This window comes from Bradyrhizobium sp. USDA 3364 (assembly GCF_054056355.1).
In genome coordinates this window covers 6152461-6178863 of the sequence record NZ_JBSRYG010000002.1, presented here as the reverse complement: position 1 = coordinate 6178863, position 26403 = coordinate 6152461, and the positions used below count along the sequence as shown (strand labels likewise).

Here is a 26403-nt window from a genome sequence, read left to right as displayed (position 1 = left end):
CGACTGCCCCCTGGTTGTCCGTTCCGGGCACGCCATCTGCGGCCCGGCGGGCGCATATCTAGCGTCGTTTTGCGGACAGGAATAGCGCCAACAGGGGTCCGTCCTTAGTCGGAAATGGCGTCCATCGCGGCCAAAATCGCCGAAAAACGGGCCTCGACCTCGGCCCGCCTCCCGGGATGGGTGAAAATATAGAGCTGGTTTTCGCGGATTGCGGTCAGCACCCGGGCCGCGACCGAAGCCGGATCGAGGCCGGCTTCGATCAGGCGCGCGATCTCGGCGATGATCGCGGCCGCGGGGCTGTCAGGGGCGTACTGACGGGTCGGGCCGTAATGCTCGGGGCGGTTGCGCCCACTCTCGCCGATCCGGGTCCGCACGAAGCTCGGACAGAGCACGCTGACGCCGATGCCGAGCGGCTTGAGCTGCTGATTGAGTCCCTCCGACATGGCGACGACGGCGAACTTGGTTGCCGCATAGGGACTGAGCCCGAGCCCGGCATTCATTCCGGCCATCGACGCCGTGTTGACAAAATGACCGCCCTCATTGTGCCGGCGGATGTGCGGCAGAAAACTCCTGATCCCATGCACGACGCCCATCAGATTGACGTCGATCACCCAGCGCCAATCGTCGACCGAGATCTGGTCGATGCCGCCGCCGGCGGCGACGCCGGCATTGTTGCAGACGACATGGACCTTGCCGAAGGCGCGGAACGAGGCCTCGGCCGCGCGGTCGACGCTGGCGGGATCGGCGACGTCGCAGACCACGCCATCGATATCGGCGCCGGTGGCACGCAGCGCATCGACGGCCTTGTCCAGCGCGCCGGCTTCGATGTCGGCGAGCATCACCTTCATGCCCTCGCGGGCGAAGGCTGTTGCCATCGCCAGACCGATTCCGCTGGCGGCGCCGGTGACAAAAGCGGCTTTTCCGGCAAGTTCCCGCATCTCAGCCTCCCGTATTTCATAACGTACTCACATCTACTCTTGCATCGCGGCGCCGGGCCCGATAGCCAAAAGCATCATGTCCGCCTTCTCTCCCCCCATCGTTGTATTCGATCTCGACGGCACGCTGGTGGACACCGCGCCTGATCTGATCAGCGCGCTCAATTACGTGCTCGACCGCGAGGGTCTGCAGCCGGTGCCGCTGTCGGCGGCACGCAACATGATCGGCGCCGGCGCGCGCAAGCTGCTCGAGCGCGGGCTCGAGGTGGATGGCCGCTCGGTCAGCGTCGCTGACCTCGACCGCCTGACCAAGGATTTCGTCGACTATTACGCCGAGCATATCGCCGACGGCTCGCGCCCGTTCGACGGGCTGGAGGCCACGCTCGACCGGCTTGCGGCCAAGGGCCACCGCTTCGCGGTCTGCACCAACAAAGCTGGAATGGCTGTCCAAGCTGCTGCTCGACCGGCTCGGCCTGACGCCGCGCTTTGCTGCGATCTGCGGCCAAGACACGTTCGGCGTCGCCAAGCCCGACCCGGCGTTCCTGCGCGAGACTGTCGCCCGCGCCGGCGGCCGGCTGCCCGGCGCCATCATGGTCGGCGATGCCGGTCCCGACGTCGGGGTCGCCCGCCGCGCCAGCGTCCCCGTGATCGGGGTCGATTTCGGCTATACCGACGTCCCGATGGCCGAGCTGAAGCCGGACCGGCTGATCAGCCATATGCGCGATCTGCCGGACGCCGTCGCCAGCCTAAGCGCGGCATAAATTTTCCGCAACAATTTGATATCGCTTGGCAATATCTCGCCATGCGTTTCTGCCATTAACCATCCCTTAACGAACAGGCCTCGCGCTGTTGCGCCTCTGTTCCGACGCCCCTATGGTCCGCGCGGGGATTGTGGCTGACTGCCGCAGTAGAGTGTGGATCATGCGTCGTATCATCGTCATCGCGGCCGCCGGGCTGAGCCTGGCCGGCTGCTCCTCCTTCTCATGGGATTCGTTCAAGTCAGCTCCGCCGCCAATGCAGGTGCAGCTGGATTCAAACCCGCAGGGCGCGGACGCCGTGACCTCGATCGGGCCGGGCTGCAAGACGCCCTGCTCGGTCTCCGTTCCGGCGCCGGAGAGCAACTTCTCGGTCACCTTCAACATGCCGAAGTTCCAGCCGGCGACCGTGCCGGTGACGGTGACGCGCACGCCGGGCGACTTCACCAGCCCGGCTACGACCACGCTCGATCCGAGCCCGGTGTTCGCCGAGCTGCAGCCCGCCGGCCCGCCGCCGCGCGCGCACAAGCCGCGGCCGAAAAAGCGGAAGCCGGCGGCCACGGCCGCGGCTCCTGCCGCCGCCGCGCCGGACTCTGCGTTCCCCGCCCCGGCTGCTGCGCCGGCACCGACTGCGGCAGCTCCGACGCGCTAGTGGCTTTGGACGCGCGCTTTCTTCACGCAAGCCGGCGTCCACTTCGCTCGAAAACGCTGTAGTGCGCAGCAGATTGCACTGCACAAGAGCCCGGCCGAAAGCCGGGTTTCTGGTTTTGGTGGAAGCACATCGGCGATTGCGATCATGCATCGCGCGATCTGTCTCACCTATCGCTTTGCATGTCGCGGATCATCCCACGGATCCTCCCTTGGAACGCATTGTGACAACGCGCCAACATGCATAGATTGCGGTTGCCGGTGCCAGCCACGGCGCGCGGTACGCAGGGAACAGGTTGCAGGGCCCGAATGAACGTCTCAACGCAAGCCGCTTCTGACACGCTGTTTCGTCCGATGACCGATCCGTTCGGCCGGACGATCCGTTACCTGCGCGTCTCCGTTACCGACCGCTGCGACCTGCGCTGCTTCTACTGCATGTCGGAAGACATGACCTTCCTGCCGAAGGCCGATCTGTTGACGCTGGAAGAGCTCGACCGGCTCTGCTCGGCATTCGTCGCCAAGGGCGTGCGCAAGATCCGCCTCACCGGCGGCGAGCCGCTGGTCCGGCGCAACGTGATGGGCCTGGTGCGCTCGCTGTCGCGCCACCTTTCGACCGGCGCACTCGACGAGTTGACGCTGACCACCAACGGTTCGCAGCTCGCCCGCTTCGCCCAGGAACTCGCCGATTGCGGCGTGCGCCGCGTCAACGTCTCGCTCGACACGCTCGACCCCGTAAAATTCCGGGCCATCACCCGCTGGGGTGACATCGACAAGGTGTTGTCGGGCATCGAGGCGGCGCGCTCCGCCGGACTCGCGGTCAAGATCAACGCGGTCGCGCTGAAGAACATGAACGAGGACGAGATCCCCGCCCTTATGGAATGGGCGCATGGCAAAGGCATGGGCCTGACGCTGATCGAGGTGATGCCGATGGGCGACATCGGCGAAGGCCGGATCGATCAGTACGTGCCGCTGTCCTTGATGCGCGCGCGGCTCGAGAAGCACTACACGCTGACCGACCTCGCCGACGACACCGGCGGCCCCGCCCGCTACGTCCGGGTCGCCGAGACCGGCGGCAAGCTCGGCTTCATCACGCCGATGACCCACAATTTCTGCGAATCCTGCAACCGGGTACGGATCACCTGCACCGGCACGCTGCATACCTGCCTCGGCCATGAGGACGCCTCCGACCTGCGCCGGCCGCTGCGCGCCTCCGACGACAACGAGCTGCTGTCGGCGACGATCGACCGGGCCATCGGACTTAAGCCGAAGGGCCACGACTTCATCATCGACCGACGCCACAATCGGCCGAGCGTCAGCCGCCATATGAGCGTGACCGGCGGCTAGGATATCTACCCGGCTGCGGCTAGGCCGAAATCTCCTTCAATATCAACAAACTTCCAATTGACGGCGGGACTTCCCGCTGGTTTGTTGCGTTCGCTTCATGCTAGCTCGGCTGGATAGGCCGCTGCGCCTCACAGGCGTGGTCAAGACTGCTGGGGCCCACGTGGGGAGGACCATCGTTGCAATCGCTCTTGAAGTTGAGCCGCGGAATCGACGCGTTTACATGCTGGACGGGAAAACGTCTGGCCTGGCTGATCCTTGTTGCCGTGATCATCTCCGCGATCAACGCGATCGTCCGCAAGACCTTCGACATGTCGTCCAATTCCTGGCTCGAGCTGCAATGGGTGCTGTTCAGCATCGTCTTCCTGCTGTGTTCCCCCTGGACCTTGCTCGACAACGAGCACATTCGAATCGATATCGTGAACAACCTTCTGCCGAAGCGTGTTCGCGACGTGATCGACGTGATCGGTCATCTGTTCTTTCTGCTGCCGCTGTGCGTCGTCATGATCATAACGGGCGGCCCATTCTTCTGGCGGTCGTACCAGATCAACGAGCAGTCCGGCAACGCGGGCGGGCTGCCGCAATGGCCGGCCAAGTCGCTGATCATCATCGCATTCGCATTTCTTTTCGTTCAGGGCATTTCTGAATTGATCAAACGCATCGCGGTCATGCGCGGGCTCATTCCCGATCCGCACGCATCCCAGGTGACGGCGATCGAGGCCGAAGTCGAGCACCTCGTCGAAGCGATCGAAAAGCGCTGATCGTCGGTCGCGATCGCAAGGGGGACTGGATGACTGCTTTTCTAATCGAGAACATGGCGCCGATTATGTTCGCGTCGCTGGTGGTCATGCTGCTGCTTGGCTACCCTGCGGCGTTTTCGCTCGGTGCGGTCGGCCTGATCTATGCCGTCGTCGGCATTCAGCTCGGCGAATTCCGGCCGGACTTCCTGCAGGCACTGCCCGAGCGCGTCTACGGCGTGATGAACAACGACACGCTGCTGGCGATTCCGTTCTTCACTTTCATGGGGCTTGTGCTCGAGCGGTCCGGGATGGCGGAAGATCTGCTCGACACGATCGGGCAGTTGTTCGGCACCATCCGCGGCGGCCTGGCCTATGCGGTCGTGTTCGTCGGCGCCCTGCTGGCGGCGACCACCGGCGTGGTCGCGGCCTCGGTGATCTCGATGGGCCTGATCTCGCTCCCGATCATGCTCCGCTACGGCTACGACCGCCGCATGGCGACCGGCATCATCGCCGCGTCCGGCACGCTGGCGCAGATCATCCCGCCGTCGCTGGTGCTGATCGTGATGGCCGACCAGCTCGGCAAGTCGGTCGGCGACATGTATGAGGGCGCGTTCATTCCCGGACTGGTGCTGGCCGGGCTTTATGCCGGCTACGCCTTCCTCGTGACGATGATATTTCCCAAGGCGGCTCCCGGCCTGCCCGCCGAGGCGATCGGCTTTCGCGAGAAGGACGGCAGCCGCGGCCTTTGGTCGCTCGGCGGGTTGTTCCTGGTCAGCTGCGCGTTCGGCTGGTTCATGATGCGGAACTCGGATGCGCATGGCGCCGACTTCGTGGTGCTCAGCATGTTCTTCGGCATCCTGTTCGCGTTCTTCGTCGCGGTCGTGAACTGGGTCGTCGACAGGCTGACCGGCTTCCGCTTCCTCTCTGCCATGGCGCAGCAGACCACCTTCGTGATGGTGCCGCCGCTGTTCCTGATCTTCCTCGTGCTCGGTACGATCTTCATCGGCATCGCCACTCCGACCGAGGGCGGGGCGATGGGTGCCGCGGGTGCCCTGATCCTCGGCGCATTCAAGCGCCGCCTGACCTGGGACCTGATCCGCCAGGCCACGGAATCGACGGCCAAGCTTTCCGCCTTCGTCGTCTTCATCCTGGTCGGCGCGCGCGTCTTCTCGCTGACGTTCTACGGCGTGAACGGCCACGTCTGGGTCGAGCATCTCTTGACCTCGCTGCCCGGCGGACAAGTCGGCTTCCTCATCTTCGTCAACGCCTTCGTGTTCGTGCTGGCCTTCTTCCTCGATTTCTTCGAGCTGGCCTTCATCGTGATCCCGCTGCTCGGGCCGGCCGCGGAAAAGCTCGGCATCGACCTGATCTGGTTCGGCGTGATCCTCGGCGTCAACATGCAGACCTCCTTCATGCATCCGCCGTTCGGCTTCGCGCTGTTCTACCTGCGCTCGGTCGCCCCCAAGGACTCCTATCTCGATCGCCTCACCGGCAAGCGCATGGAGGCGGTGACGACCGGGCAGATCTACTGGGGCGCGGTGCCGTTCGTCGTCATCCAGGTCATCATGGTGGGGCTCGTCATTCTGTTCCCGTCGATGGTGATGCACTACAAGGGGTCCGCATCCACTATCGATCCGAACTCGGTCAAGATCGAGGTGCCGCAGATCGACCTCCCGCCGCTGGACTTTGGACAGCCGAAGAACTGAGCGGTCAAGCCCGGCCGGTGTCTCGCCAGACGACCGCCGGGCTGCCCGCAAGTCCAGGGGAGTTCAATGCTGGCCGCCGCAGTTGTCGCAATTTTCGTGATCGCCTACGCCGCGATCGCGCTCGAGCATCCGATCGGGATCAACAAATCGGCGTCGGCCCTGCTCGGCGCAGGGCTGATCTGGGCCGTCTACGCGATGTGGAGCGGCGATCCCGCCCTGATCGACAAGCAGCTTAGCGAGTCGGTTTCCTCCACTGCCCAGATCGTGTTCTTCCTGATCGGCGCCATGACGATCGTCGAAGTCATCGACGCCCACAATGGCTTCGAGGTCATCACCTCGATGATCAACACGAGGAAGCAGGCCACGTTGATGTGGCTCGTCGGGTTCGTGACGTTCTTTCTCAGCTCCGTGCTGGATAATCTGACCACCACGATCGTCATGATCTCACTGATGCGCAAGCTGCTCGACCGCCAAAGCGACCGCCTTTTCTTTGCTGCGATGATCGTCATCGCTGCCAATGCGGGCGGTGCGTGGTCGGCCATCGGCGACGTCACGACCACGATGCTGTGGATCGGTGGCCAGATCACCCCGATTGCGATCGTCAAGGGTGTGTTCCTCGCCTCCCTCATCAATCTCGTCGTGCCGCTGCTTGTCATCAGCGCCACGCTACGGGGAAAAATCGTGGAGGCACCGCAGAGACAAACCCGGGCCGTCTTGACCAGCGTGTTAGAGCGCAACGTGACCTTCTGTCTCGGTCTCGGCATCCTGATCATGGTCCCGGCCTTCAAGGCCGTCACCCATCTGCCTCCCTTCATGGGAATTCTGTTTGGTCTCGGTGTGCTCTGGACGGTCGGCGAACTGATCCATCGCGACAAGGAAGAGGACGAAAAGAAACGCCTGACGCTGGTTCACGCCTTGACCCGGATCGACATGAGTTCAATCGTGTTCTTCATCGGGATCTTGCTGGCGGTGGCCGCGCTTGAGCACACCCATGTTCTCGAAATGCTGGCCAAATGGCTGGACAGCACCTTCGGGCGACTGGACGTCATCGTTATCTTGCTCGGCCTGCTCAGCGCGGTCATCGATAATGTTCCGCTGGTGGCGGCTTCGATGGGCATGTACGGTTTGAACCAGCATCCTCCGGACAGCTTCCTATGGGAGTTCGTCGCCTATTGCGCGGGTACCGGCGGCTCGATCCTGATCATCGGCTCGGCTTCCGGCGTCGCCGCGATGGGTCTCGAGAAGATCGAGTTCTTCTGGTATGTTCGCCGCGTCAGCGGCCTCGCGCTTTTGGGCTATTTCGGAGGTGTCGCCGCCTACATTGTCCAATACTGGCTGCTTCACTGACTAGTGGCGTCGGCTTCCACGGCGCCGGTATGCTGTGGTCCCTATGCGCGATGGGAACGGGTTGAATCATCATCGCGCTTTGGCTCGCGGTTTGAGCATGATGGTTCCAAAGCCTCGTTGCTGAGCCATGCGAGCGCCGCCACCTCGCGGTCAGCGGGCGGCCGCCGGCTCCTGCCTTGCAAGGCGGAAGCTCAACGTGAACTGGGCACCGCCGGACGGCAGGTTCTCCACCCGCACCGTCGCATCGTGATCGTCGACGACGCCGCGCACGATCGAGAGGCCGAGCCCCGCGCCGTCGGTGCGCTGGCGATCGCGACGCCAGAACCGCTGGAAGATCAGCGCCTGCTCGGCGGGCGCAATCCCCGGCCCGCAGTCGCGTACCTGCACAGAACCGTTGTCGTGCACCTCGACGTCAACTGAGGTCTTATCGGCGGTGTACTTGATGGCGTTCTCCGCCAGATTGAAGATCGCGCGCTGCAGCATCTCGGCATTGCCCCGGACCTGCACCGGATTGTCGGTGCCGCGCAGCGCGATGTCCTTCTCCTGTGCCAGCGCATAGGGCGCGATCGAGCCGACCACCTCGGCGCACACCGCGCGCAAATCCGCGGTGTCGCCGGGATCCAGTACCAGCGTGTCGAGCTCGGCAATCTCGAGCAACTGGCTGACGATACGGCCCATGCTCTCGATGTCGGCGTGCAGCTCCCTGGTCCCCTTGGCCGCATCGAGCGTCTCGATCCGGGTCCTGAGGATGGCAAGCGGGGTGCGAAGCTGATGCGCGGCATCGGCCGTGAATTGGCGCTGCACGTGAAAGCCTTCCTCGAGGCGATCGAACGCCTGGTTGACGGCCGTCACCAGCGGCAGGATCTCGCTCGGAATCCCCTCGGTCGGAAGGCGGATGTCCGTCCTCGCCGGTCCTATGCTTCTCGCCTCGTCCGAGGCCCGCAACAGCGGAATCACCGCGCGCCGGAAGATCAGGATGTCGGTGGCAAGCAGGATCAGAAGGATCGGGATGGTGATCCAGCCGACGCGCCGGAAGAAGTTGGAGACGATGTCATCGATGATAACGTCGCGATGCGACAGGTCCTCGGCGACCAGGATGCGCAGCGTCTGGCCGCCGAGCAGCCTGGTGACGCTGGCACCGGAAATCCGGTTAGCGGAGGCTTGCAGCCGCGGCGCGTCGCGATGCGATGAGAACAGCAGATGGCCGTCCGCATCGTAGATGTCGTAGCGATAGCGGCCGTAGGCGTCGGAATAGAGCCCTCTGAGGCTGTCCGGCAGGTTGAGCTGCACCTTGCCTGCGGCATCGACCGAGAGGTTCTGGCCGAGATCGGCGGCCTGGTCGCGCATCGCTTCGCGATGCAGATGGTTGATCTCCGAATTCAATAACCACAGCAGCAGCAGCGGCAGGAAGATCGCAGCGACCGCGACCGCCACGATGTGCAGGAACACGATCCGCGAGGTCAGCGACTTGAAGCGGAACACCGCTACTTCTCCTCCGCCATCAGATAGCCGACGCCGCGAATGGTGTGGATGACGACCTTGGCGCGGTGCTCGCTGAGCAGCTTGCGTAGCCGCGACACATAGACCTCGACCGCATTCGATGCGACCTCGCCCGACAGACCGAAGATGTGGTCCTCGACGTTTTTCTTCGGGACCACCCGCCCCTGCCGCCGCAGCAGGATCTCCAGCACCGACGTTTCGCGCGCGGAAAACACGTGCGGCGCGCCGTCGACGAACACCTGCTTGCTCTCGGTGTCGTAGACGAGATTGGCGAGCTTCAGCGAGGAGCCGAGCAGCTGGCCGGGCCGGCGCAGGATGGCTTCGAGCCGCGCCACCAACTCTTCCAGTGCGAACGGCTTCGCCAGATAGTCGTCCGCGCCGCTGCGCAGGCCGCTGACCCGATCCTGCAGGCTGCCCCGTGCGGTCAGCATCAGCACCGGCAGCGGGTCGTTCTTGCGGCGAAGTTCCGCCAACACCGACAAGCCGTCGCCGTCGGGCAGACCAAGGTCGAGGATCATGGCAGCATAGCTGACGCTGCGCAGCGCGTCGCGTGCCTCGGCAACGCTGTGGACGACATCGGATTCGTATCCCGCCGCCATCAGCCCGCCGGCGAGAAGTCGCGACAGTTCGGCGTTGTCCTCGACGATCAGAAGGCGCATCGCGGCAATCCTGTCTTCATCCGATCGCTCCTCCCATCTGCTGTCGCCAAAACAAGGCACATGCGAAGGTGACGTCTCGATGGCGACACAAGCGCCATATTGCTCGCTCCTGGCTGGAGCTACCGCTTCGAAAATAGATAGCCTCCTGCCCGGTGCAATCAAAATCAGCGTCAGGTGGACCATTGATCGCGCCCTGTAAGGCCGACGTCAGCTAGCCCTGATAGCAGGTTGCTCGTTCGGGACTGGAGATCGACAACTGGCCCTCCGCCGCGACCAGCGATCCTGCGCGTTCGCAATCCGGGGCGCGTCGAAGTGGTGATCGCGGCATGAAAAACCCCCGGAGCTTTCGCTCCGAGGCCGATGTCCTGTCCAACTCGCAGCGCTCAGCTCTGTGCGTGACGCGCCATGAAGTTGTCGTAGCCGACTTCTGCGACCTGAAACCACTGATAGCCGTTGCTCGAGAAGCTGTTGAGAGACTCATACACCTTCTTGAAGTCCGCGTTGCTCGCGGAGACCTCATTGTGCAGCTCCTTTGCCGCTTTGAACGATGCCTCCATCACCGGGGCCGGGAAGGCGTGCAGTTTGGCGCCGGCCGCGAGTAACCGCTTGAGGGCCGGTGGATTGGTCTGGTCGTACTTCGCCATCATCCAGTTGTTGGCGTAGTGACCGGCCTGTTCGAGAATGGCCTGATAATGTTTTGGCAGTGCGTTCCACTTATCGAGGTTGACGAACGATAGCAGCATGGGGCCGCCTTCCCACCAGCCCGGATAGTAGTAATGCGGCGCGACCTTGACGAATCCAAGCCGCTCGTCGTCGTATGGGCCGACCCATTCGGCCGCATCGATGGTGCCTTTCTCAAGCGCTGGATAGATGTCGCCGCCCGCGATCTGCTGCGGCACCGCGCCCATCTTCTGCATCACACGTCCGGCGAAACCACCGATACGGAATTTAAGGCCCTTCAAATCGTCGACACTGGCGATCTCCTTGCGGAACCAGCCGCCCATCTGACAGCCGGTGTTGCCGGCGAGCAGCGATGTGACGTTGTACTTCTTGTAGAATTGATTGAGCGCATCCTTGCCGCCTCCAAGCATGTACCATGCCTGGTTGATGCGCATGTTCGGGCCGAACGGCACTGCCGAGCCGAAGGTGAAGGTCGGATCCTTGCCAAAGTAATAGTAGGACGCCGTATGACCGATCTCGACCGTGCCGCTCTGCACGGCGTCAAGCACTTGCAGTCCGGGGACGATCTCGCCAGCTGCAAATGTCTGAATCTGGAATTTGTTGTCGGTAGCTTCGCCGACTACCTTGGCCATCATCTCGGCACCACCGTAGAGCGTATCGAGCGATTTGGGCCAACTCGTCGGCATTCGCCATTTGAGCTCCGGCATCGACTGTGCAATCGCCGGCGCCGCGATGGTTACCGCACCGGCGACGCCTAGACCGGTGACCTTGATGAATTCTCTGCGCTTCATTTTTGAATCCTGCCCTTGGTTGTGTTTTCGCTTGTGCTGCCGGAGCGCCGCCGGGATTTTCCGATCGTCGCGCTCATTCTTCTTGGCCGTCGCAATCGACGAGAGATCACGCGCCGCCTTCGTGCCGAGGCTTGGGGCGAGCATGGAACATCCCCTCGGCGAACGCCAGACGCAAAAAGCCCGGCCTTCTCGTGAAGGCCGGGCTACTTAAGTCGAATTTTTCGAAGGGCTCCGATCCCGGGACCGAAGCCTCAATTCTCGTTCTGACGCGTTCTCCTCACGCGAACGCTGCGCTGATCAGCCGCGGGTGCGCGAGCGGATCATGAAGCTGTCGAAGGTGTACTCGGCGACCTGCCACCACAGATACTGGTCGGAGCGGTACGCCTGCATGGCGTCGATCGACTTCTTGAAGTCGGCGTTCTTGGCCGAGATTTCACCCCACAGCTCGTTGGTCGCCTTGAGGCAAGCCTCGAGCACCTCGTTGGTGAAAGGCCGCAGCTGCGTGCCGCCGGCAACCAGCCGCTTCAGCGCCGTTGGGTTCTGCATGTCATAGCGCGCGGCCATCCAGCTGTTGGCGTTAGCACACGCGTTGGTCAGAATAGCCTGATAGCCCTTCGGCAGCGCGTTCCACTTCTCGAGATTGGCGAAAGCGTGCACCGTGGGGCCGCCCTCCCAGAAACCCGGATAGTAGTAATATTTGGCGACCTTGGCGAACCCGAGCTTCTCGTCGTCATAGGGGCCGACCCACTCGGCCGCGTCGATGGTACCCTTTTCGAGCGCCGGATAGATATCGCCGCCGGCGAGCTGCTGCGGCACCACGCCAACCTTCTGCAGCACCTGGCCGGCAATGCCGCCGATGCGCATCTTGAGGCCAGACATGTCGGCGACGGTCTTGATCTCCTTCCGGAACCAGCCGCCCATCTGAGTGCCAGTGTTGCCGGTTGGAAAGCCGATCACGCCGAACTTCTTGAAGAACTCGTTGCCGAGCGCCTCACCACCGCCCTGGTACCACCAGGAGTTCTGCATGCGCGCATTGAGCCCGAACGGCACCGACGCGTAGATCGCAAACGTCGGATCCTTGCCGACATAGTAGTACGAGACCGTGTGGCACATCTCGACCGTGCCGTTCGACGTCGCATCCAGGGCCTGCAGGCCAGGCGCGAGCTCGCCGGCGGCGAACACCTGGATCTGGAACTTGTTGTCGGTCATCTCGGCGACGTACTTCGACACCTGCTCGGCGCCGCCATAGATGGTGTCCAGCGACTTCGGGAAGCTCGAGGTCAGGCGCCACTTGATTTCAGGCGAGGACTGCGCGATCGCCGGCGCAGCAACCGCCGTCGCGGCAGCACCGGCCGCAGAAACTTTCAAAAAATCACGACGCTTCATCGTAAGGCTTCTCCTTGAGGGGGCGTTTCCCGGTGACCGCAAGCAATTCTTCGGCAGACGCTTGCACAGGCCCGCCGAGGCGCTCTGGGTCGGCCTTTAACACGGAAGCCGGCCTCACGGAAACGCGACGATGGCATGACCGCGCCAATTAAACGAAAGTCTGATGACGCGGGAAATCTGCGGAAAATACCGCCTCAGGCTGCGGCCATGACGCCTCGCGGCAGCCCACGGACCTTGCTGTCCGTCGCGCGGTAAATCGCCGCGTCGGGACCATCCGGCCCGCGCTCAGCCGCCGGGCGACCCGGCGATCAGCGCCGCGTGGTCTCCCGCGCCTTCTTGGCTTGATTGGCGAGATGCCGCCCGCGCCGGATCCAGCCCTGCGCGGTGGTTTTGCTGACGCCGTACATCTTCGAGATCGTCGCGGCCGCTTCTCCGATCGAGTCGGATTTCTTCGCAACGTTGAACGCCACCCGCGAGGCCTCTGCGCGCTTCTCCCGGGTCAGATGCTTGCGTTCTTTGTTTGGTTCGCGTGATGCTGCCATGTCGAGGGTCGCCCCACCGTTCCCGCAGTTCGGCTTCACCCGTGGCCGATTCGACCAGTCCCGCACAAACATACAGGCCGGCATTGATTCAGCAATCGTCCCGGGCGACGGGCCTGTGAAGAAAAGTGGCTCAGGCCGCGGCCTATCAAGACCTGCCGGCGCGCCGCTCAGGCTGCGGCGATGGCGCCCTGCAGCTGCTCGCGGATCTTGCCGCCGATCGCGCGGTAGATTGCGGCGTGCGGGCCGTCCGGCTCGCTCTCGACCACCGGGTTGCCTGAATCGGAGGCGGCGCGGATCGCGATGTGCAGCGGGATTTCGCCGAGGAACGGCACCCCGAGCTGCTCGGCCTCGTGGCGGGCGCCGCCATGGCCGAAGATGTCCGAACGGGTGCCGCAATGCGGGCACTGGAAATAGCTCATGTTCTCGACGATGCCGAGCACGGGCACGTTGACCTTCTTGAACATCGCTAATCCCCGCCGTGCGTCGATCAGCGAGAGGTCCTGCGGCGTCGAGATGATGACGGCGCCCTTGAGCGGGACGTTCTGCGCCAGCGTGAGCTGGGCGTCGCCGGTGCCGGGCGGCATATCGACGACGAGCACGTCGAGCGTACCCCAGGCCACGTCGCGCAGCATCTGGGTGATCGCCGACATCACCATCGGCCCGCGCCAGATCATCGCGGTGTCTTCCTCGACGAGGAAACCGATCGACATGATCGAGAGGCCAAAGCGCTGCAGCGGGATCATCTTCTTGTCGTCGTTGAGCTGCGGCTTCTCGCGGATGCCGGTCAGCCGCGGCACCGACGGGCCGTAGATGTCGGCGTCGAGCAGCCCGACACGCAGGCCGAGGTCGCGCAGGCCGAGCGCGAGGTTGAGCGCCGTGGTCGACTTGCCTACCCCGCCCTTGCCGGAGGCAACCGCGATGACGGCGGAGATGCCGGGGATCTCGGCTTGCCGGGCCATCGGCGACTGCGCGCCGGGCGGGTGCGGATGACGGTGCGCGGATGCGGGCTGCACGCCGCCGGCCGGCCGCGGCGCAGGCGCCGCAGCGCCCGCCTTGCGTTCCGCGGTCAGCGCGATCATGGCGACGCTGACGCCGGGAATGGCGCGCACGGCGTTCTCGGCCTGCGCACGCACGCTCTCCCAGGCGCGGGCTTCCGCGGCATCGACGTTGATCGAGAAGAACACCTTGCCGTCGGTGACCGTGATCGCCGACAGCACATTGGCGTTGGTCAAGGCGACGCCGCGTGGCGACATCACCTTGGCAAGGCAATCGAGAACCTGTTGCTGCGTCACGCTCACCGCGCATCTCCTGGGCTTTTCTTAAGTAGGCATGATCCGGAAAACCGCTTCGCACTTTTCCGGATCATGCCCCAAGAGACCTCCCATAGAGCGTTGCAGCGCAAAAGGCTACCTCGCTCCGACGTCGTCCCGCCGCTCGGCCGGCGCCGCGCCGCCTTCCTTGGCGGCCTCGTAGTTCAGCTCGATCATGACCCCGTTGGGGTCGTTGACGAAGATCTGCCAGAGATCACCGCCGGGAACCTGGCGCGAGTCGAATTCCATGCCCTTGGACTGCAGCCGCTGCCGCATCCCGTCAAACCCCCGGCTGGCAAAGGCGACGTGATGGACGACGCCCGAGTCAGGCTTTTGTGCCTCGTCGGTCGCGGAAATATCGACCAGATGCACGACAGCCTTGCCCTCGCTGTACATCCACGCTCCGGGGAACGCGAAGTTCGGCCGCGCGCCCTTTTCCAGGCCCAGAATGTCCTCATAGAACCGCACCGTGGCGGCGAGATTCCGGGTCCGGATGTTGAAATGATCGAGCACACCGACGCTCATGCCCATGCGATACACTCCCTTTTTTGTGAAGTTCTTTGGTGCGGCGATCCTAGCACAAAACCGGGCTCTGCCATCCAACCAAGGCCGTTGCCCTCCGCTGCACAGGGGGTATGGTGCGGCTCCTTCCATGGACGGAATGCCCCTGCCCGCCGCGACATTGCCGGTGGGCCAAAGGGCGATCACCACGGCAAATCACAAGGTATCAGACATGGCTAAAGTCGCTTTTCTCGGTCTCGGCGTAATGGGTTTCCCGATGGCGGGACACCTCGTGAAAAAAGGCGGCCATGAGGTCACCGTGTACAACCGGACCGCGGCGAAGGCGAAGGAATGGGCCGACAAGTTCGGCGGCAAGACGGCGCCGACCCCGAAGGCCGCGGCCGAAGGTCAGGACTTCGTGATGTGCTGCGTCGGCAACGACAACGACCTGCGCGCGGTCACGATCGGCCCCGACGGCGCCTTCGCCGGGATCAGGAAGGGCGCGACCTTCGTCGATCACACCACCGCCTCCGCCGAGGTCGCCCGCGAGCTCGATGCCGCCGCCACCAAGGCCGGCTTCAAGTTCGTCGACGCGCCGGTGTCCGGCGGCCAGGCCGGCGCCGAGAACGGCGTGCTGACCGTGATGTGCGGCGGCACCGAAGATGCCTATGCGGGCGCGGAGCCGATCATCACCGGCGCCTATGCGCGGATGTGCAAGCTGCTCGGGCCGGCAGGCGCCGGCCAGCTGACCAAGATGGTCAACCAGATCTGCATCGCGGGCCTGGTACAGGGCCTGTCCGAGGGCATCCACTTCGCCAAGAAGAGTGGCCTCGACGTCGCCGCCGTGATCGAAACCATCTCCAAGGGCGCGGCGCAGTCTTGGCAGATGGAAAACCGCTACAAGACCATGAACGAGGGCAAGTACGATTTCGGCTTCGCGGTCGAGTGGATGCGCAAGGACCTCTCGATTGCACTGGCGGAAGCCCGCCGCAACGGCGCCACCCTGCCCGCGACTGCCCTGGTCGACCAGTTCTATGCCGAGGTCGAGAAGATGGGCGGCAAGCGCTGGGATACGTCGAGCCTGCTGGCGAGGCTGCAGCGCTGAGATTCGGCATCGCAGCGAACAGCAAGGGCGCGGCTCAGCCGCGCCCTTTTTGCAGGCGATCGAACACCCCTGCACAACGCTGTCGGCGGTTCGTCGGGCGTGCCGTCAAAGTTAATTTAACCTCCGGTTAACGAGTTTCTTTAGCTTCTTAAGTCATCGCTTAATGATTTGGCGTCACAGATAGACAATGCAAAAGGCCCGCGCGGTTCGCTGGCAGGATTTGTGTTGTTTATGGGTAATCCCGCAGAAAAGCCTGAAGTTGTAGCGCTTCCGGCAGGACCTCAGGTGACGGCGCCGGTGAACAGCCGGCGTGTCGCCGCACAGCGGGTACGCGAGGCGCGGGATCGGTTAACGTCAACCAGTGGAACCCGCCCGGCGTTCGACGCCGAACTGCTCCGCCAATACGCCCAGACCCGGATCTCGGCGTCCTACGTCGTGATGCTGCTGGTGGTGGCAACCGGCGTGCTGTTCGGCCTCTGGATGAAGCCGATCGTGGCCGGCGCCTGGACGGTCGGCATCCTCTGCGTCCATCTTCTGATCATCCGCAGCTGCTCACGCTTTCTTGCCGAGCCGACCTCGGTCGCGGTGACCCGCAAATGGCGGACCCGCTTCGTGCTGCTCGACCTGCTCTACGGCCTGTGCTGGACCGCGATCCTGATCCACCCCGCCGGCCGCGATCTCGCCTCCAACACTCTGATGATGTTTTTGATGCTGCTGGTGATCGCGGTCTCCAGCATGCTGGCGGCAAGCCTGCCGATCGCAGCACTCGCGGCAACCGTGCCGGTCACGGTCGGGATCGCGCTCGACCTCGTGCTCAACGGCGCGTTCGACAATTACGTGCTGGCGCTGCTCGCGCTTGCCGCCGAGGGCTATTTCGCGCTGCTGGCGCACCGCCTGCATTCGACCACGCTGGCGACGCTGGAAGCCCGAGCCGAAAAGGACGCGCTGATCGGCGAACTGGAACAGGCCAAGGCGATCTCCGACGAGGCACGGCATCGCGCCGAGTCCGCCAACGTCGCCAAGTCGCGCTTTCTGGCCCAGATGAGCCACGAACTGCGCACCCCGCTCAACGCCATCCTCGGCTTCTCCGAGGTGATGAAGAGCGAGATTTTCGGCGGGCATACCGTACCGGTGTACAAGGAATATTCCGCCGACATCCATAATTCCGGCGTGCACCTGCTCAATCTCATCAACGAGATCCTCGACCTGTCGCGCATCGAGGCCGGCCGCTACGAGCTGAACGAAGAGGCTGTCGCGCTGGTGCATGTCGTCGCCGACTGCCACCATCTCCTGAAGCTGCGCGCTTCCAGCCGCGGCATCACCATCCACGAGGTGTTCGAGCACGGCATGCCCAGGATCTGGGGCGACGAGCGCGCCATCCGCCAGGTCGTGCTCAACCTGCTCTCCAACTCGATCAAGTTCACTCCGCAGGGCGGCGAAATCTGGCTGAAGGTGGGCTGGACTGCGTCAGGCGGCCAGTATCTGAGCGTCAAGGACACCGGCAGCGGCATCGCCGAGGACGAGATCCCGGTCGTGCTGGCCTCGTTCGGCCAGGGCTCCAACTCGATCAAGTCGGCGGAACAGGGCGCGGGCCTCGGCCTGCCGATCGCGAAGAGCCTGATCGACATGCATGGCGGCACCTTCACGCTGAAATCGAAACTGCGCATCGGCACCGAGGTGATCGTGACCTTGCCGCCGGAGCGGGTGATGAGCGCGCTGGCGCCGATGTCGGAAGAAGCGCCGCCCATGCAGCCGGAGCCCGTCGAGCCCGCGATGAGCGGCGATCGGAAACGCGTGCGCCGCAAGTCGATCATGAGTGCCGGCACCGGATTGTAGAGCATGTCGCGGAAAATCGTGACGCAGGTCGCGCTGCCAACAAACGCCGGGCGTTCGCGCGAAGAGCATGCTTGCGGCAAAAAGCCGGGGCGTGATGCAGCCTCCTGCGTCGGCCGGCTTGCACTGGCGGCTGAAACGGTTCAACAGTTGAAGTATGAGCTCAGAAACGCCGTGTATCGCAGTCTGCATGATGGACCCCAAGACGAAGCTCTGCTTCGGGTGTGGTCGCACGCTTCCGGAGATCGCGCGCTGGCACAGGATGGACCGCGCGGAGCGGCTGTCCGTCATGGCGAACTTGCCGGCGCGCATGGCCGAGGCCGGGCTCGAGCGCATGGAGCCGCGCCCGAAGCGCGCGTGACCACCGCTGCGACCGGAGGTGCAGCGTGACCCGCATCCTCCTCGTCATCCTGCTCCTGATGGCCACCGCCGGCGCCGTCGTCGCCTATGGCGATCCCGAGCAGATCGCCCGCGCCCGGCAGAATCTGACCCAGATCTTCGGCCGCAGCATCGCCGCGTCGGCCTCCACCCCCGCGGTGCAGATCGCGCGCAGCCAAGGTGGCGAGTTCGCATTCCGCGCCAAGATCAACGGCGTCAGCGCGCCGATGGTCATCGACACCGGCGCGACCTCGGTGGTGCTGACCTGGGAAACCGCCAAGGCGATCGGGCTGCCGATCGAAATGCTGGAATACAACGTCGATCTCGAAACCGCCGGCGGTCACACCAAGGCGGCACGGCTGACGCTCGACCGTCTCGCGGTCGGCAAGCTGGTCGAGAAATCGGTGCCGGCGCTGGTGGTGCAGCGCGGGCAGATGAAGACCAATTTGCTCGGCATGAGCTTCCTCGACCGGCTTGAAAGCTGGGGCGTGCGTGCCGACACGCTGTCGCTGACCGGCTACCCCGACGTCACCGGCAGCATCAGCACCTCGAGCCGCCACCGGCGCCCGCGCACGGTGGTTGACTAGCGCTAGCGATCGTCGTCGTGGATCGACGACGGATGCCGGCACAGCGGCGTGACCTTTATCTCCATGAACGGAAACAGCGGCAGGCTGGACAGGATATCGTGCAATTCCTGCGGGCCTGACACGTCGAAGATGCTGACATTGGCGTAGCGCCCGGCCACCCGCCACAGATGGCGCCAGGCGCCACTGCGCTGCAGCTCCATGGCGCGGACGCGTTCCGCCTGCTTCAGCGCGTCGGTCTTCTCAGTCGGGAGATCGTGCGGAATCCGCACCTCCATTTCGACGTGGAACAGCATGGTGATCAACTCTTTCAGCGATGGGGAAATGGCAAGGAGCCGCCGTGCGATCGCGGCGGCTCCATCTGATCTCTCTACCAGATCGTTAGCGATGTCGTCAGCCTTGCACCAGACCGCGGCTGACGAGGTTAATGTCATCGGGATTGACGAGGTCCTTCGCCGTCCAGCCCGAGACGTCGTAATCGCTCATGCAGTTGCGCACGAAATCCTGCATCGCGCCGAGGTCGCCCGTGGCGCTCGCCGCCATCAGCGTCTCGACACGCAGGTTCTCGTAATTGCCCGCATAGTTGCGCTCGTAGAGCTCGTGCCGGCCGCCGAATTCGGAGCCGACCGCGTCCCACAGCAGCTTGAGCAGCTTGATCCGGTCGATCGCGGCATAGCCGTTGGAGCCGCGCACGAAGCGGTCGAGATAGGGCCGGATGGCCTCGCTCTCCAGATCGGCCGAGCTCGAGGGCAGATAGATCAGGCCGCTCGCGACGTGGCGCTCGATCAATTCCTTGATCCGCGGATAGGCCATCGGCGCGAACACGCGATAGGCCAGCCCGTAATTCAGGTTGGGCAGATTGTAGCCGTCGGTGCCCTGCCAAGCGATCGGCGACTTCACCATCGCATCGGCAATGCCGTGGAACAGGTTGCGCCAGGCAATCACCTCGCCCACCGCCGTCTGCACGCCGCGGAAATCCTTCGATCCGGTCGCCTCCACCGCCATCGAGAACAGACCGGCGATGAAGTCGAGCTTGACGGCAAGCCGGGTCACGCCGTGCAGCGTGAAGCGCGGGATGAAACCCGACGCCGGGAAGAACTGGTTGATCTTGTCGACGTCGCCATAGATGAAGACGTTCTCCCAGGGCACCAGCACCTTGTCGAACACGAGGATGGAGTCGTTCTCGTCGAAACGGCTCGACAGCGGATAGTCGAACGGCGATCCGGTCGCAGCCGCGGTGAATTCGTAGGACGAGCGGGCAATCAGCTTGATGCCCTTGGCGTCCATCGGCGCGGTGAAGATCAGCGCGAACGACTTGTCCTTGATCGGAATGCCGTAGTGGGCGATGAAATTGTAGTGCGTCAGCGCCGAGCCGGTCGCGACTACCTTCGCACCTGAAACTATCAGGCCGGCATCGGTCTCCTTCTCGACATGCATGAAGACGTCGCGCACCTCCTCGATGGCACGATCGCGATCGATCGGCGGATTGACGATGGCATGATTCCAGAAGTCGAGCCGCTCCTGGGTCCGGGCATACCACTTCTTGGCATTGCCGGCGTATTCGCCATAGAAGCCCGAATTCGCGCCCAGCGTGCCGAGGAACGACGCCTTGTAGTCCGGTGAGCGGCCCATCCAGCCGAATGCAACCTTCTGCAACTCGGCGATCGCATCGCGACCCTTGACCAGGTCCTCGGCCGTCTTCGAGCCGAGGAAAAACGGATGAGTGAGCTGCCCCGTGCCGGTGTCGGTCGGGACGCCGATCTGATCCTTCTTCTCGTGGAAGCGATCGTACCAGCGCGCCACCATGCGCGCCGAATTGCGAAACGCGGGATGCTGGGTGACGTTCTTGACGCGCTCGCCGTAGATGTAGATTTCGCGACCGTCCTGGATGCTGTCCAGGAATTCCGCGCCGGTATAGACGCTGGTGGTTGACGCAGGCACGTCGGCCCGCAGGGCTGTTGCTGTAGTCATGGGTTCTCCTCCGCTGTGTCGTTGAACCGGCGGCGTTGCCGCACCGGCCTGGACCATTCCGTCACGCTCTTGGTCGGCGTGACATCGGAGGAAAAGCTATGCGCTCACCCTGAGCCGGCGAAAGGTATCACACCATACCGCGCGGCCCGCCGCGGCTCGGGCTATGACTTAGGTGGCACGGACCGGACGGCAGCGATCGTCCAGCCGATGCAGCGCCGCAGCTGACGCAGCAATCGCACAGCACGGCAAAGGGAGCGAACCATGGGCAAGGGTCTTGACAGCAGCGCTGTCGCTTTCCATCGCGATGGGGAATTGGCGCTTGCGGCCAGCGTCGTCACCATCGGCGCGTTCGACGGCGTTCACCGCGGCCACCAGGAACTGCTCCGGCAGACCATTGCGGCAGCGCAACGCCGCGGCATTCCTGCCGTGGTCTACACCTTCGATCCGCCGCCAAAGGCGTATTTCGGCCAAGCCGAGCCGCTGATCTCGCTCCGTGAGAAGCTTGCGCGCATCGCAACATTCGCGCCCGACCATATCGTGGTCGCCGGTTTCAACCAGATCTACGTCCGGCGCACTGCGGCCGATTTCATCGGCGAGCTGCAGCTTCTGTATCCGCGTGAAGTGATCGTCGGCGAAGATTTCCGCTTCGGGTCCTGCAAGGGCGGCACGGCGGCGCTGCTGAGGCAACATTTCAACACGCGCATCCTGCCGCCGGTGCGCTGCGGCGATGGCGAGATCGTCTCCAGCAGCCGGATCCGCGCGCTTCGGCGATCCGGTCTTGCTGCCGCCGCCTCCGCGCTGGAAAACTGGCGGAACATCGTGACCGCGCCACCGGCCAATCGATCCGGCTCGGCCCAGTTGGAGGTCGTACACCCATGACCCCCATCGATCCGCGCGAGCTGCGCAACGCCTGCGGCCAGTTCGGCACCGGCGTCACCATTATCACCACGCATTGCGAGGGTCGCGATCACGGCATGACGGCCAACGCCTTCATGTCAGTCTCGCTCGATCCGCCGCTGGTCGCGATCTCGATCGCGAAAAGCGCGAAGATGCTGTGCAACATCCAGAACACCGGCCGGTTTGCGGTCAGCGTCCTCGCCGAAGGGATGGAGGATCTCGCCTGGCATTTCGCAGGCAAACCAAAACTCGATCTCTGCGACGTGTTCGAACGCCGCAACGAGCTGCCTGTCATCGTCAACGCGGCAGCATATTTCGTGACCGATCTTGCTGATGAGATCATCGCGGGCGATCACACCATCTTCCTCGGCCATGTGCGCGAGATGGCGCTGGAACCCGGCAAGAAGCCGCTTCTGTTCTTTCGCGGCCGCTTCGGCGGCCTTGCCGATCCGCATCCTGCGCCCGCGACGCTGGAAAATGCGGCTTACGAATTCGTCTGGTGAGGTCACCAGCAGATATTCCCGAAAACGGGGATGCAGGTTTGAGCAAACTGCAAGAAAAGGAGGAAACGACCATGCTGAACGTCAACAAGGACACCATCACCGACCACGTGATCGCCGCGCTCTCGAAGGATATTCCGGATCGCAACCGCCAGATCATGACGAGCCTGATCCGCCACATGCACGCCTTCTGCAAGGAGGTTGATCTGACCTTCGCCGAATGGTTCGCGGCTTGCGAATTCCTGCGCCGCGCCGGCGACATCTCGGACGAGAAACGCAACGAGTTCATCCTGATCGCAGATATTCTCGGCGTCGAGGTGCTGGTGGACATGCTCGATCACCGGGTCACCGACGGCGAGAGCGAGTCCACCGTGCTCGGTCCGTTCTACCGGGAAAACCCACCGGTGCTGCCCAAGGGCGCCTCGATCATCAAGAAGACGTTCGACAACGCGCAGACCGTCAAGGTCAGCGGGCGCATCGTCGACACCGCGGGACGGCCGATCGAGGGCGTCACCATCGATGTCTGGGAAGACGCGCCGAACGGCCTCTACGATCTGCAGGATCCGGAGCAGCCGGCCTACAATCTGCGCGGACGGTTCACGACCGACACCAATGGCGAATATGCCTTCGTAGCGCTTCGCCCGGAGCCCTACCCGATCCCCTATGACGGCGCCGGCGGCGAGCTGTTGAAGTACATGGGTCACCATCCCTGGCGTCCGGGCCACATCCACTTCATGCTCTCCAAGGACGGCTATCAATCGCTGATCTCGCAGATCTACGATTCCGAGACAAAGTATCTCGACAACGACTCGGTATTCGCCGTGAAGCAGAGCCTGATCGGCAAGTTCGCCAAGGCCCCGGCCGGCGCCGACACCGATCTCGTCCTCGCGTTCGACTTCAAGCTCAAGAAGGCGGCGGTCGAGCGGCTCGTCGCGGCCGAGTGATAAGCGTTACGCCCTGCCAGGCCCCAACAGCTTGGCAGGGCTCAATTCTGAACTGACCTGTGAGGACATATGAGCCGTGCCGTGATCGACATCGCCGAGCCCGTGGAGCACGTGCGGAGCCTCGCAAAGGACGCTGCGATCCGCAGCATCCGCGCCACCATCGTGGAAGCGCCGACCCGCCGGCGGCACAAGCTTTCGAACACGGAGGTCACGCATCAGGGCTACGTGCTGGTGCGCGTCCTGCTCGACAACGGCGTGACGGGCATCGGCGAGGCCTCGACGCTCGGCGGGCCGCGCTGGGCCGAAGAGAGCGTGGAATCGATCAAGGCTGCGGTCACGAACTACCTGGCGCCGGCGCTGCTCGGGCAGCCTGCCCTCGCCTTCGAGGCCAATGCCTTGCGCATGAGCAAGGCCGCCACCCGCAACTTCGCGGCCAAGGCCGCGATCGAATCCGCGCTGCTCGACGCCGCCGGCAAGACGCTCGGCCTCCCCGCCAGCGCGCTGCTCGGCGGCGCGGTGCGCGAGCGCATGGAGGTGATCTGGGGGCTGGCCTCGGGCGACAGCGGCCAGGAGCTGGAGGAAGCAAAAGAGAAGCTGCGTCGCCGCGAGCATCGCCAGTTCAAGATCAAGTTCGGCTTCAACCGGCCGCAGGCCGATCTGAAACGGCTGCAGGCGCTGCGCGCCGGGCTCGGCGACGAGGTGCGCCTGATCGTCGACGTCAACCAGGGCTGGACCGAGGCCGAGTGCATCCGCTTCATGCCGGCGCTCGAGGAGCTGGACGTCGCGCTGATCGAGCAACCGGTATCGGCGCTGCAACTGGAAGCCATGGCACGGGTCGCGGGGCGCACCTCGATCCCGTTGCTGGTCGACGAAGCGGCCTTCACCAAGGAGGACATCGCCCGCGTCGCCGCGATGGGTTGCGGCAGCGTCTATTCGCTGAAGCTCGTGAAGAGCGGCGGCCTGTTCGAGATGAAGCGTGCCGCCGCCGTCGCGGCCGCGCACGGCCTCGAGCTCTATGGCGGCTGCCTGCTGGAGAGCAGCATCGGCGCGGCCGCGCATCTCGCCGCGTTCGCGACCCTGCCCAGGCTCGAATGGGGCACCGAGCATTTCGGCCCGCGCATCCTCGTCGAGGACCTTGTCGTCAACCCGATCAGGTTCGACGAATTCGAGATCTCTGTCCCCGATGGCCCCGGTCTCGGCGTGGAGGTCGACGAGGACAAGATCCGCGCCTTCGCCCGGAAGGACTAGCCGGATGGCGCCGTTCCCTCAGGCAATTGACAATCCAGGGACCGACGCCCAGTCTTCGCGCTGGCACCATCGTCTCAATCCTGCGCTGATGACCACGCGGTATCAAACCCGGCCAGCCGTCCCGGCCGCTTCCCTGGAAGCGCGCGAACGCACGTCCGGCTGACCGTGACCGAGCGCGACGATGTCATGGATCTCAGGCGACTGGTCTATTTCGTCGCCGTCGCTGAGGAATTGCATTTCGGCCGCGCCGCATCGCGGCTTGCGATCGCGCAGCCGCCGCTGAGCCGGCAGATCGCGCAGCTCGAGAGCGATCTCGGCGTCATGCTGATCGACCGGAGCCGAAGCCAGATCCGGTTGACCCAGGCCGGCAGCGTTCTGCTCGAACGTGCGCGTGATGTGCTGGAGCGGCTCGACCGGACGCATCGCGAGATCAAGCGGATCGGAGAGGGGTTTTCGGGTCACCTGCGCGTCGCCTTCGTCGGATCGGCGACCTATGGCGTGCTGCCCAACGTGATCAAGGCATTTCGTTCGGCCTATCCCGACGTGGAGCTCGCGCTGTCGGCGATGAACAACGCCGAGCAGAAGCGCGCGGTGATCCAGCGCGAGATCGATATCGCGGTCGCCCGCCCCTCGCTCGACGACGAGGAGTTGAAATCGGAGCCGCTGCTGCAGGAGCCGCTGATCCTCGCACTATCAGATACCTCGCCCTTGCTCGAACAGCAGGTCACGCGGCTGGCAGCGCTGAAGGCCGAGACGTTCGTGCTCTACCCGCGCAAGCCGCGCCCGAGCTTCGCCGACCACATCCTCAACATCTGCCTCGAAGAGGGCTTCATTCCGAAATCGCAGGTGCTGGCGCAGGATTATCAGACCGCGATCAGCCTGGTGTCGGTCGGCGTCGGCATCGCGCTGGTACCGAAATCGGTCTCGCAGGCGGAGCGTCCCGGCGTCGCCTACCGCGCCTATGAGGGACATAATCCGGGAACCGCGCTGTCGCTGAACTACCGGCGCGACAATCGGATGCCGCACCTCTTCAACTTCCTGAAGGTCGCGCAGGACGTCATGCGACGGCAGCGCAAGCCATAGAGCGCGCCGTCAGGCCGCGACCGCTGCAAGCGCGCGGTCGTCGACGCGCGCGATCGCGTCGCACAGCACGTCGATCCCTGCGCCCGGCCGCACGCCATTCTCCGCGAGGTGCCTGCGGAACGCCCGCGCGCCGGGCACACCATGGAAGGCGCCGACGAAATGGCGCGTGATCGAATGCAACCGCGTGCCTTCAGCCAGTTGCCGCTCGATATAGGGCAGCATTGCCGCGAACACGTCCTTCATCGTCGCGTGCGGCGGCGTTTCACCGAACAGCTCGGAATCGACCGTGAGCAGCCGCCACGGCTCCTGATACGCCGTCCGCCCCAGCATGACGCCGTCGACATGGGTCAGATGCTGCTTCGCTTCGTCAAGGCTCGCGATGCCACCATTGATGATGACGGGCACGTCAGGCAGCGCCGCCTTGAGGCGATAGACGCGATCGTAGTCGAGCGGCGGGATGTCGCGGTTCTCCTTCGGCGACAATCCGTTGAGCCAGGCCTTGCGCGCGTGCACGACCAGCACGTCGGCGCCCGCGGCAATCACCCCGCGAGCGAGCGTATCGAGCGCGACTTCGGGATCCTGGTCGTCGATGCCGATCCGGCACTTCACCGTGACGGGAATTTTCACCGCGCGCTTCATCGCCGCGACGCCTTCGGCGACCAGCACGGGCTCAGCCATCAGGCAGGCGCCGAAGCGGCCGTCCTTCACCCGATCGGAGGGACAGCCGACATTGAGGTTGATCTCGTCGTAACCGAACTCCTCACCGATCGCGGCCGCGGTCGCGAGATCGCGCGGATCGGAACCGCCGAGTTGCAGCGCCACCGGATGCTCGCTGGCATCGAAGCCGAGCAGCCGCGCCCGGTCGCCGTGGATCACGGCGCCGGTCGTCAGCATCTCCGTATAAAGCCGCGCCTGCCGCGACATCAGGCGATGGAAGACCCGGCAATGCCGATCAGTCCAATCCATCATCGGGGCTACGGAAAATTTCCAGTGCAAGCTGTTCATATTGCTAATGTTT

The 26403-nt window shown here is 64.1% G+C and carries 25 protein-coding genes and 1 pseudogene; 15 read left to right on the top strand and 11 right to left on the bottom strand.

Annotated features, from left to right (window positions below; all coding sequences use genetic code 11):
• Positions 1-104: 104 nt before the first annotated feature.
• On the bottom strand, positions 105-938 hold the full coding sequence (locus tag ACVILL_RS28785) for an SDR family NAD(P)-dependent oxidoreductase (RefSeq protein WP_456732143.1): 834 nt from the start codon (positions 936-938) through the stop codon (positions 105-107).
• Positions 939-1014: 76 nt separating this feature from the next.
• On the opposite strand from ACVILL_RS28785, the pseudogene ACVILL_RS28780 reads away from it, so the two are divergent.
• The 6 genes and pseudogenes from ACVILL_RS28780 (at position 1015) to nhaD (ending at position 7472) form a co-directional block, all read left to right on the top strand.
• Positions 1015-1696, top strand: a pseudogene (locus ACVILL_RS28780) (HAD hydrolase-like protein).
• A 160-nt stretch (positions 1697-1856) separates the two neighbouring features.
• Positions 1857-2342, top strand: coding sequence for a hypothetical protein (locus ACVILL_RS28775; RefSeq protein WP_456732142.1), 486 nt, complete (start codon positions 1857-1859; stop codon positions 2340-2342).
• A 305-nt stretch (positions 2343-2647) separates the two neighbouring features.
• Complete coding sequence (gene moaA / locus ACVILL_RS28770; RefSeq protein ID WP_456732141.1) at positions 2648-3682, top strand: GTP 3',8-cyclase MoaA; 1035 nt, start codon at positions 2648-2650, stop codon at positions 3680-3682.
• 176 nt (positions 3683-3858) lie between these two features.
• A complete protein-coding gene (locus tag ACVILL_RS28765; RefSeq protein WP_456732140.1) occupies positions 3859-4440 on the top strand; it encodes a TRAP transporter small permease subunit in 582 nt (193 codons plus the stop codon).
• Between the two features lie 29 nt (positions 4441-4469).
• Positions 4470-6125 carry a TRAP transporter large permease gene (locus ACVILL_RS28760; RefSeq protein WP_456732139.1) on the top strand — a complete coding sequence of 552 codons (1656 nt, stop codon included), beginning with the start codon at positions 4470-4472 and terminating at the stop codon, positions 6123-6125.
• Positions 6126-6194: 69 nt separating this feature from the next.
• Positions 6195-7472: a sodium:proton antiporter NhaD gene (nhaD, locus tag ACVILL_RS28755; RefSeq protein ID WP_456734389.1), complete on the top strand. Its 1278-nt coding sequence runs from the start codon at positions 6195-6197 to the stop codon at positions 7470-7472.
• A gap of 150 nt (positions 7473-7622) precedes the next feature.
• Here the strand turns inward: nhaD and ACVILL_RS28750 are convergent, their stop codons facing one another.
• The 7 genes from ACVILL_RS28750 to ACVILL_RS28720 form a co-directional block, all read right to left on the bottom strand.
• Entirely contained in the window at positions 7623-8954 is a 1332-nt protein-coding gene (locus tag ACVILL_RS28750) for a sensor histidine kinase (protein ID WP_456732138.1), read from the bottom strand.
• A 2-nt stretch (positions 8955-8956) separates the two neighbouring features.
• Entirely contained in the window at positions 8957-9631 is a 675-nt protein-coding gene (locus tag ACVILL_RS28745; RefSeq protein ID WP_456732137.1) for a response regulator transcription factor, read from the bottom strand.
• A 383-nt stretch (positions 9632-10014) separates the two neighbouring features.
• The gene (locus ACVILL_RS28740; protein WP_456734388.1) at positions 10015-11103 is read right to left on the bottom strand and encodes a TRAP transporter substrate-binding protein; all 1089 of its coding nucleotides are present in this window, start codon (positions 11101-11103) and stop codon (positions 10015-10017) included.
• A 297-nt stretch (positions 11104-11400) separates the two neighbouring features.
• On the bottom strand, positions 11401-12489 hold the full coding sequence (locus ACVILL_RS28735; protein WP_106325594.1) for a TRAP transporter substrate-binding protein: 1089 nt from the start codon (positions 12487-12489) through the stop codon (positions 11401-11403).
• Between the two features lie 308 nt (positions 12490-12797).
• A complete protein-coding gene (locus ACVILL_RS28730; protein WP_456732136.1) occupies positions 12798-13070 on the bottom strand; it encodes a hypothetical protein in 273 nt (90 codons plus the stop codon).
• Positions 13071-13198: 128 nt separating this feature from the next.
• Positions 13199-14329: an Mrp/NBP35 family ATP-binding protein gene (locus ACVILL_RS28725; RefSeq protein ID WP_456732135.1), complete on the bottom strand. Its 1131-nt coding sequence runs from the start codon at positions 14327-14329 to the stop codon at positions 13199-13201.
• 108 nt (positions 14330-14437) lie between these two features.
• On the bottom strand, positions 14438-14872 hold the full coding sequence (locus tag ACVILL_RS28720; RefSeq protein WP_456732134.1) for a VOC family protein: 435 nt from the start codon (positions 14870-14872) through the stop codon (positions 14438-14440).
• A 130-nt stretch (positions 14873-15002) separates the two neighbouring features.
• Between ACVILL_RS28720 and ACVILL_RS28715 the strand changes: the two genes are divergently transcribed.
• The 4 genes from ACVILL_RS28715 to ACVILL_RS28700 all read left to right on the top strand — a co-directional run bounded on the left by ACVILL_RS28715 (position 15003) and on the right by ACVILL_RS28700 (position 18745).
• Positions 15003-15947 (top strand): NAD(P)-dependent oxidoreductase, encoded by a 945-nt coding sequence (locus tag ACVILL_RS28715; RefSeq protein ID WP_456734387.1) that lies wholly within the window; start codon positions 15003-15005, stop codon positions 15945-15947.
• A 231-nt stretch (positions 15948-16178) separates the two neighbouring features.
• Entirely contained in the window at positions 16179-17783 is a 1605-nt protein-coding gene (locus tag ACVILL_RS28710) for a sensor histidine kinase (protein ID WP_456732133.1), read from the top strand.
• A 154-nt stretch (positions 17784-17937) separates the two neighbouring features.
• Positions 17938-18141: a DUF1289 domain-containing protein gene (locus ACVILL_RS28705; protein ID WP_456732132.1), complete on the top strand. Its 204-nt coding sequence runs from the start codon at positions 17938-17940 to the stop codon at positions 18139-18141.
• Positions 18142-18166: 25 nt separating this feature from the next.
• The gene (locus ACVILL_RS28700) at positions 18167-18745 is read left to right on the top strand and encodes a TIGR02281 family clan AA aspartic protease (RefSeq protein WP_456732131.1); all 579 of its coding nucleotides are present in this window, start codon (positions 18167-18169) and stop codon (positions 18743-18745) included.
• A gap of 2 nt (positions 18746-18747) precedes the next feature.
• On the opposite strand, the gene catC is transcribed toward ACVILL_RS28700, so the two are convergent.
• Both catC and ACVILL_RS28690 read right to left on the bottom strand, forming a co-directional pair.
• Entirely contained in the window at positions 18748-19038 is a 291-nt protein-coding gene (gene catC, locus ACVILL_RS28695) for a muconolactone Delta-isomerase (protein WP_456732130.1), read from the bottom strand.
• Positions 19039-19135: 97 nt separating this feature from the next.
• Positions 19136-20713, bottom strand: coding sequence for a 4-hydroxyphenylacetate 3-hydroxylase N-terminal domain-containing protein (locus ACVILL_RS28690; RefSeq protein ID WP_456732129.1), 1578 nt, complete (start codon positions 20711-20713; stop codon positions 19136-19138).
• A gap of 261 nt (positions 20714-20974) precedes the next feature.
• On the opposite strand from ACVILL_RS28690, the gene ACVILL_RS28685 reads away from it, so the two are divergent.
• The 5 genes from ACVILL_RS28685 to ACVILL_RS28665 all read left to right on the top strand — a co-directional run bounded on the left by ACVILL_RS28685 (position 20975) and on the right by ACVILL_RS28665 (position 25385).
• Positions 20975-21592, top strand: a complete 618-nt coding sequence (locus ACVILL_RS28685) for an FAD synthetase (protein WP_456732128.1) — start codon at positions 20975-20977, stop codon at positions 21590-21592.
• A complete protein-coding gene (locus ACVILL_RS28680) occupies positions 21589-22113 on the top strand; it encodes a flavin reductase family protein (protein WP_456732127.1) in 525 nt (174 codons plus the stop codon). Before ACVILL_RS28685 ends, ACVILL_RS28680 begins: the two co-directional genes overlap by 4 nt.
• 71 nt (positions 22114-22184) lie before the next feature.
• Positions 22185-23054, top strand: coding sequence for an intradiol ring-cleavage dioxygenase (locus ACVILL_RS28675; protein WP_456732126.1), 870 nt, complete (start codon positions 22185-22187; stop codon positions 23052-23054).
• A gap of 69 nt (positions 23055-23123) precedes the next feature.
• A complete protein-coding gene (locus tag ACVILL_RS28670; protein ID WP_456732125.1) occupies positions 23124-24302 on the top strand; it encodes a muconate/chloromuconate family cycloisomerase in 1179 nt (392 codons plus the stop codon).
• 186 nt (positions 24303-24488) lie between these two features.
• Positions 24489-25385 (top strand): LysR family transcriptional regulator, encoded by an 897-nt coding sequence (locus ACVILL_RS28665; RefSeq protein ID WP_456732124.1) that lies wholly within the window; start codon positions 24489-24491, stop codon positions 25383-25385.
• A gap of 9 nt (positions 25386-25394) precedes the next feature.
• Here ACVILL_RS28665 and dusA read toward each other — a convergent pair whose 3' ends face one another.
• Positions 25395-26390, bottom strand: a complete 996-nt coding sequence (gene dusA / locus ACVILL_RS28660) for a tRNA dihydrouridine(20/20a) synthase DusA (protein WP_456732123.1) — start codon at positions 26388-26390, stop codon at positions 25395-25397.
• Between the last annotated feature and the right edge of the window lie 13 nt (positions 26391-26403).

Bases quoted from the DNA above. Each gene is read 5' to 3' on its own strand.
- ACVILL_RS28720 (WP_456732134.1), bottom strand. From the start codon at position 14,872: ATGGGCATGAGCGTCGGTGTGCTCGATCATTTCAACATCCGGACCCGG.
- ACVILL_RS28745 (WP_456732137.1), bottom strand. From the start codon at position 9,631: ATGCGCCTTCTGATCGTCGAGGACAACGCCGAACTGTCGCGACTTCTC.
- ACVILL_RS28675 (WP_456732126.1), top strand. From the start codon at position 22,185: ATGCTGAACGTCAACAAGGACACCATCACCGACCACGTGATCGCCGCG.
- ACVILL_RS28775 (WP_456732142.1), top strand. From the start codon at position 1,857: ATGCGTCGTATCATCGTCATCGCGGCCGCCGGGCTGAGCCTGGCCGGC.
- ACVILL_RS28670 (WP_456732125.1), top strand. From the start codon at position 23,124: ATGAGCCGTGCCGTGATCGACATCGCCGAGCCCGTGGAGCACGTGCGG.
- ACVILL_RS28710 (WP_456732133.1), top strand. From the start codon at position 16,179: ATGGGTAATCCCGCAGAAAAGCCTGAAGTTGTAGCGCTTCCGGCAGGA.
- ACVILL_RS28735 (WP_106325594.1), bottom strand. From the start codon at position 12,489: ATGAAGCGTCGTGATTTTTTGAAAGTTTCTGCGGCCGGTGCTGCCGCG.
- dusA (WP_456732123.1), bottom strand. From the start codon at position 26,390: ATGAACAGCTTGCACTGGAAATTTTCCGTAGCCCCGATGATGGATTGG.
- ACVILL_RS28740 (WP_456734388.1), bottom strand. From the start codon at position 11,103: ATGAAGCGCAGAGAATTCATCAAGGTCACCGGTCTAGGCGTCGCCGGT.
- ACVILL_RS28705 (WP_456732132.1), top strand. From the start codon at position 17,938: ATGAGCTCAGAAACGCCGTGTATCGCAGTCTGCATGATGGACCCCAAG.
- ACVILL_RS28760 (WP_456732139.1), top strand. From the start codon at position 4,470: ATGACTGCTTTTCTAATCGAGAACATGGCGCCGATTATGTTCGCGTCG.
- ACVILL_RS28715 (WP_456734387.1), top strand. From the start codon at position 15,003: ATGCCCCTGCCCGCCGCGACATTGCCGGTGGGCCAAAGGGCGATCACC.
- moaA (WP_456732141.1), top strand. From the start codon at position 2,648: ATGAACGTCTCAACGCAAGCCGCTTCTGACACGCTGTTTCGTCCGATG.
- ACVILL_RS28785 (WP_456732143.1), bottom strand. From the start codon at position 938: ATGCGGGAACTTGCCGGAAAAGCCGCTTTTGTCACCGGCGCCGCCAGC.
- ACVILL_RS28680 (WP_456732127.1), top strand. From the start codon at position 21,589: ATGACCCCCATCGATCCGCGCGAGCTGCGCAACGCCTGCGGCCAGTTC.
- ACVILL_RS28665 (WP_456732124.1), top strand. From the start codon at position 24,489: ATGGATCTCAGGCGACTGGTCTATTTCGTCGCCGTCGCTGAGGAATTG.
- ACVILL_RS28690 (WP_456732129.1), bottom strand. From the start codon at position 20,713: ATGACTACAGCAACAGCCCTGCGGGCCGACGTGCCTGCGTCAACCACC.
- catC (WP_456732130.1), bottom strand. From the start codon at position 19,038: ATGCTGTTCCACGTCGAAATGGAGGTGCGGATTCCGCACGATCTCCCG.
- ACVILL_RS28685 (WP_456732128.1), top strand. From the start codon at position 20,975: ATGGGCAAGGGTCTTGACAGCAGCGCTGTCGCTTTCCATCGCGATGGG.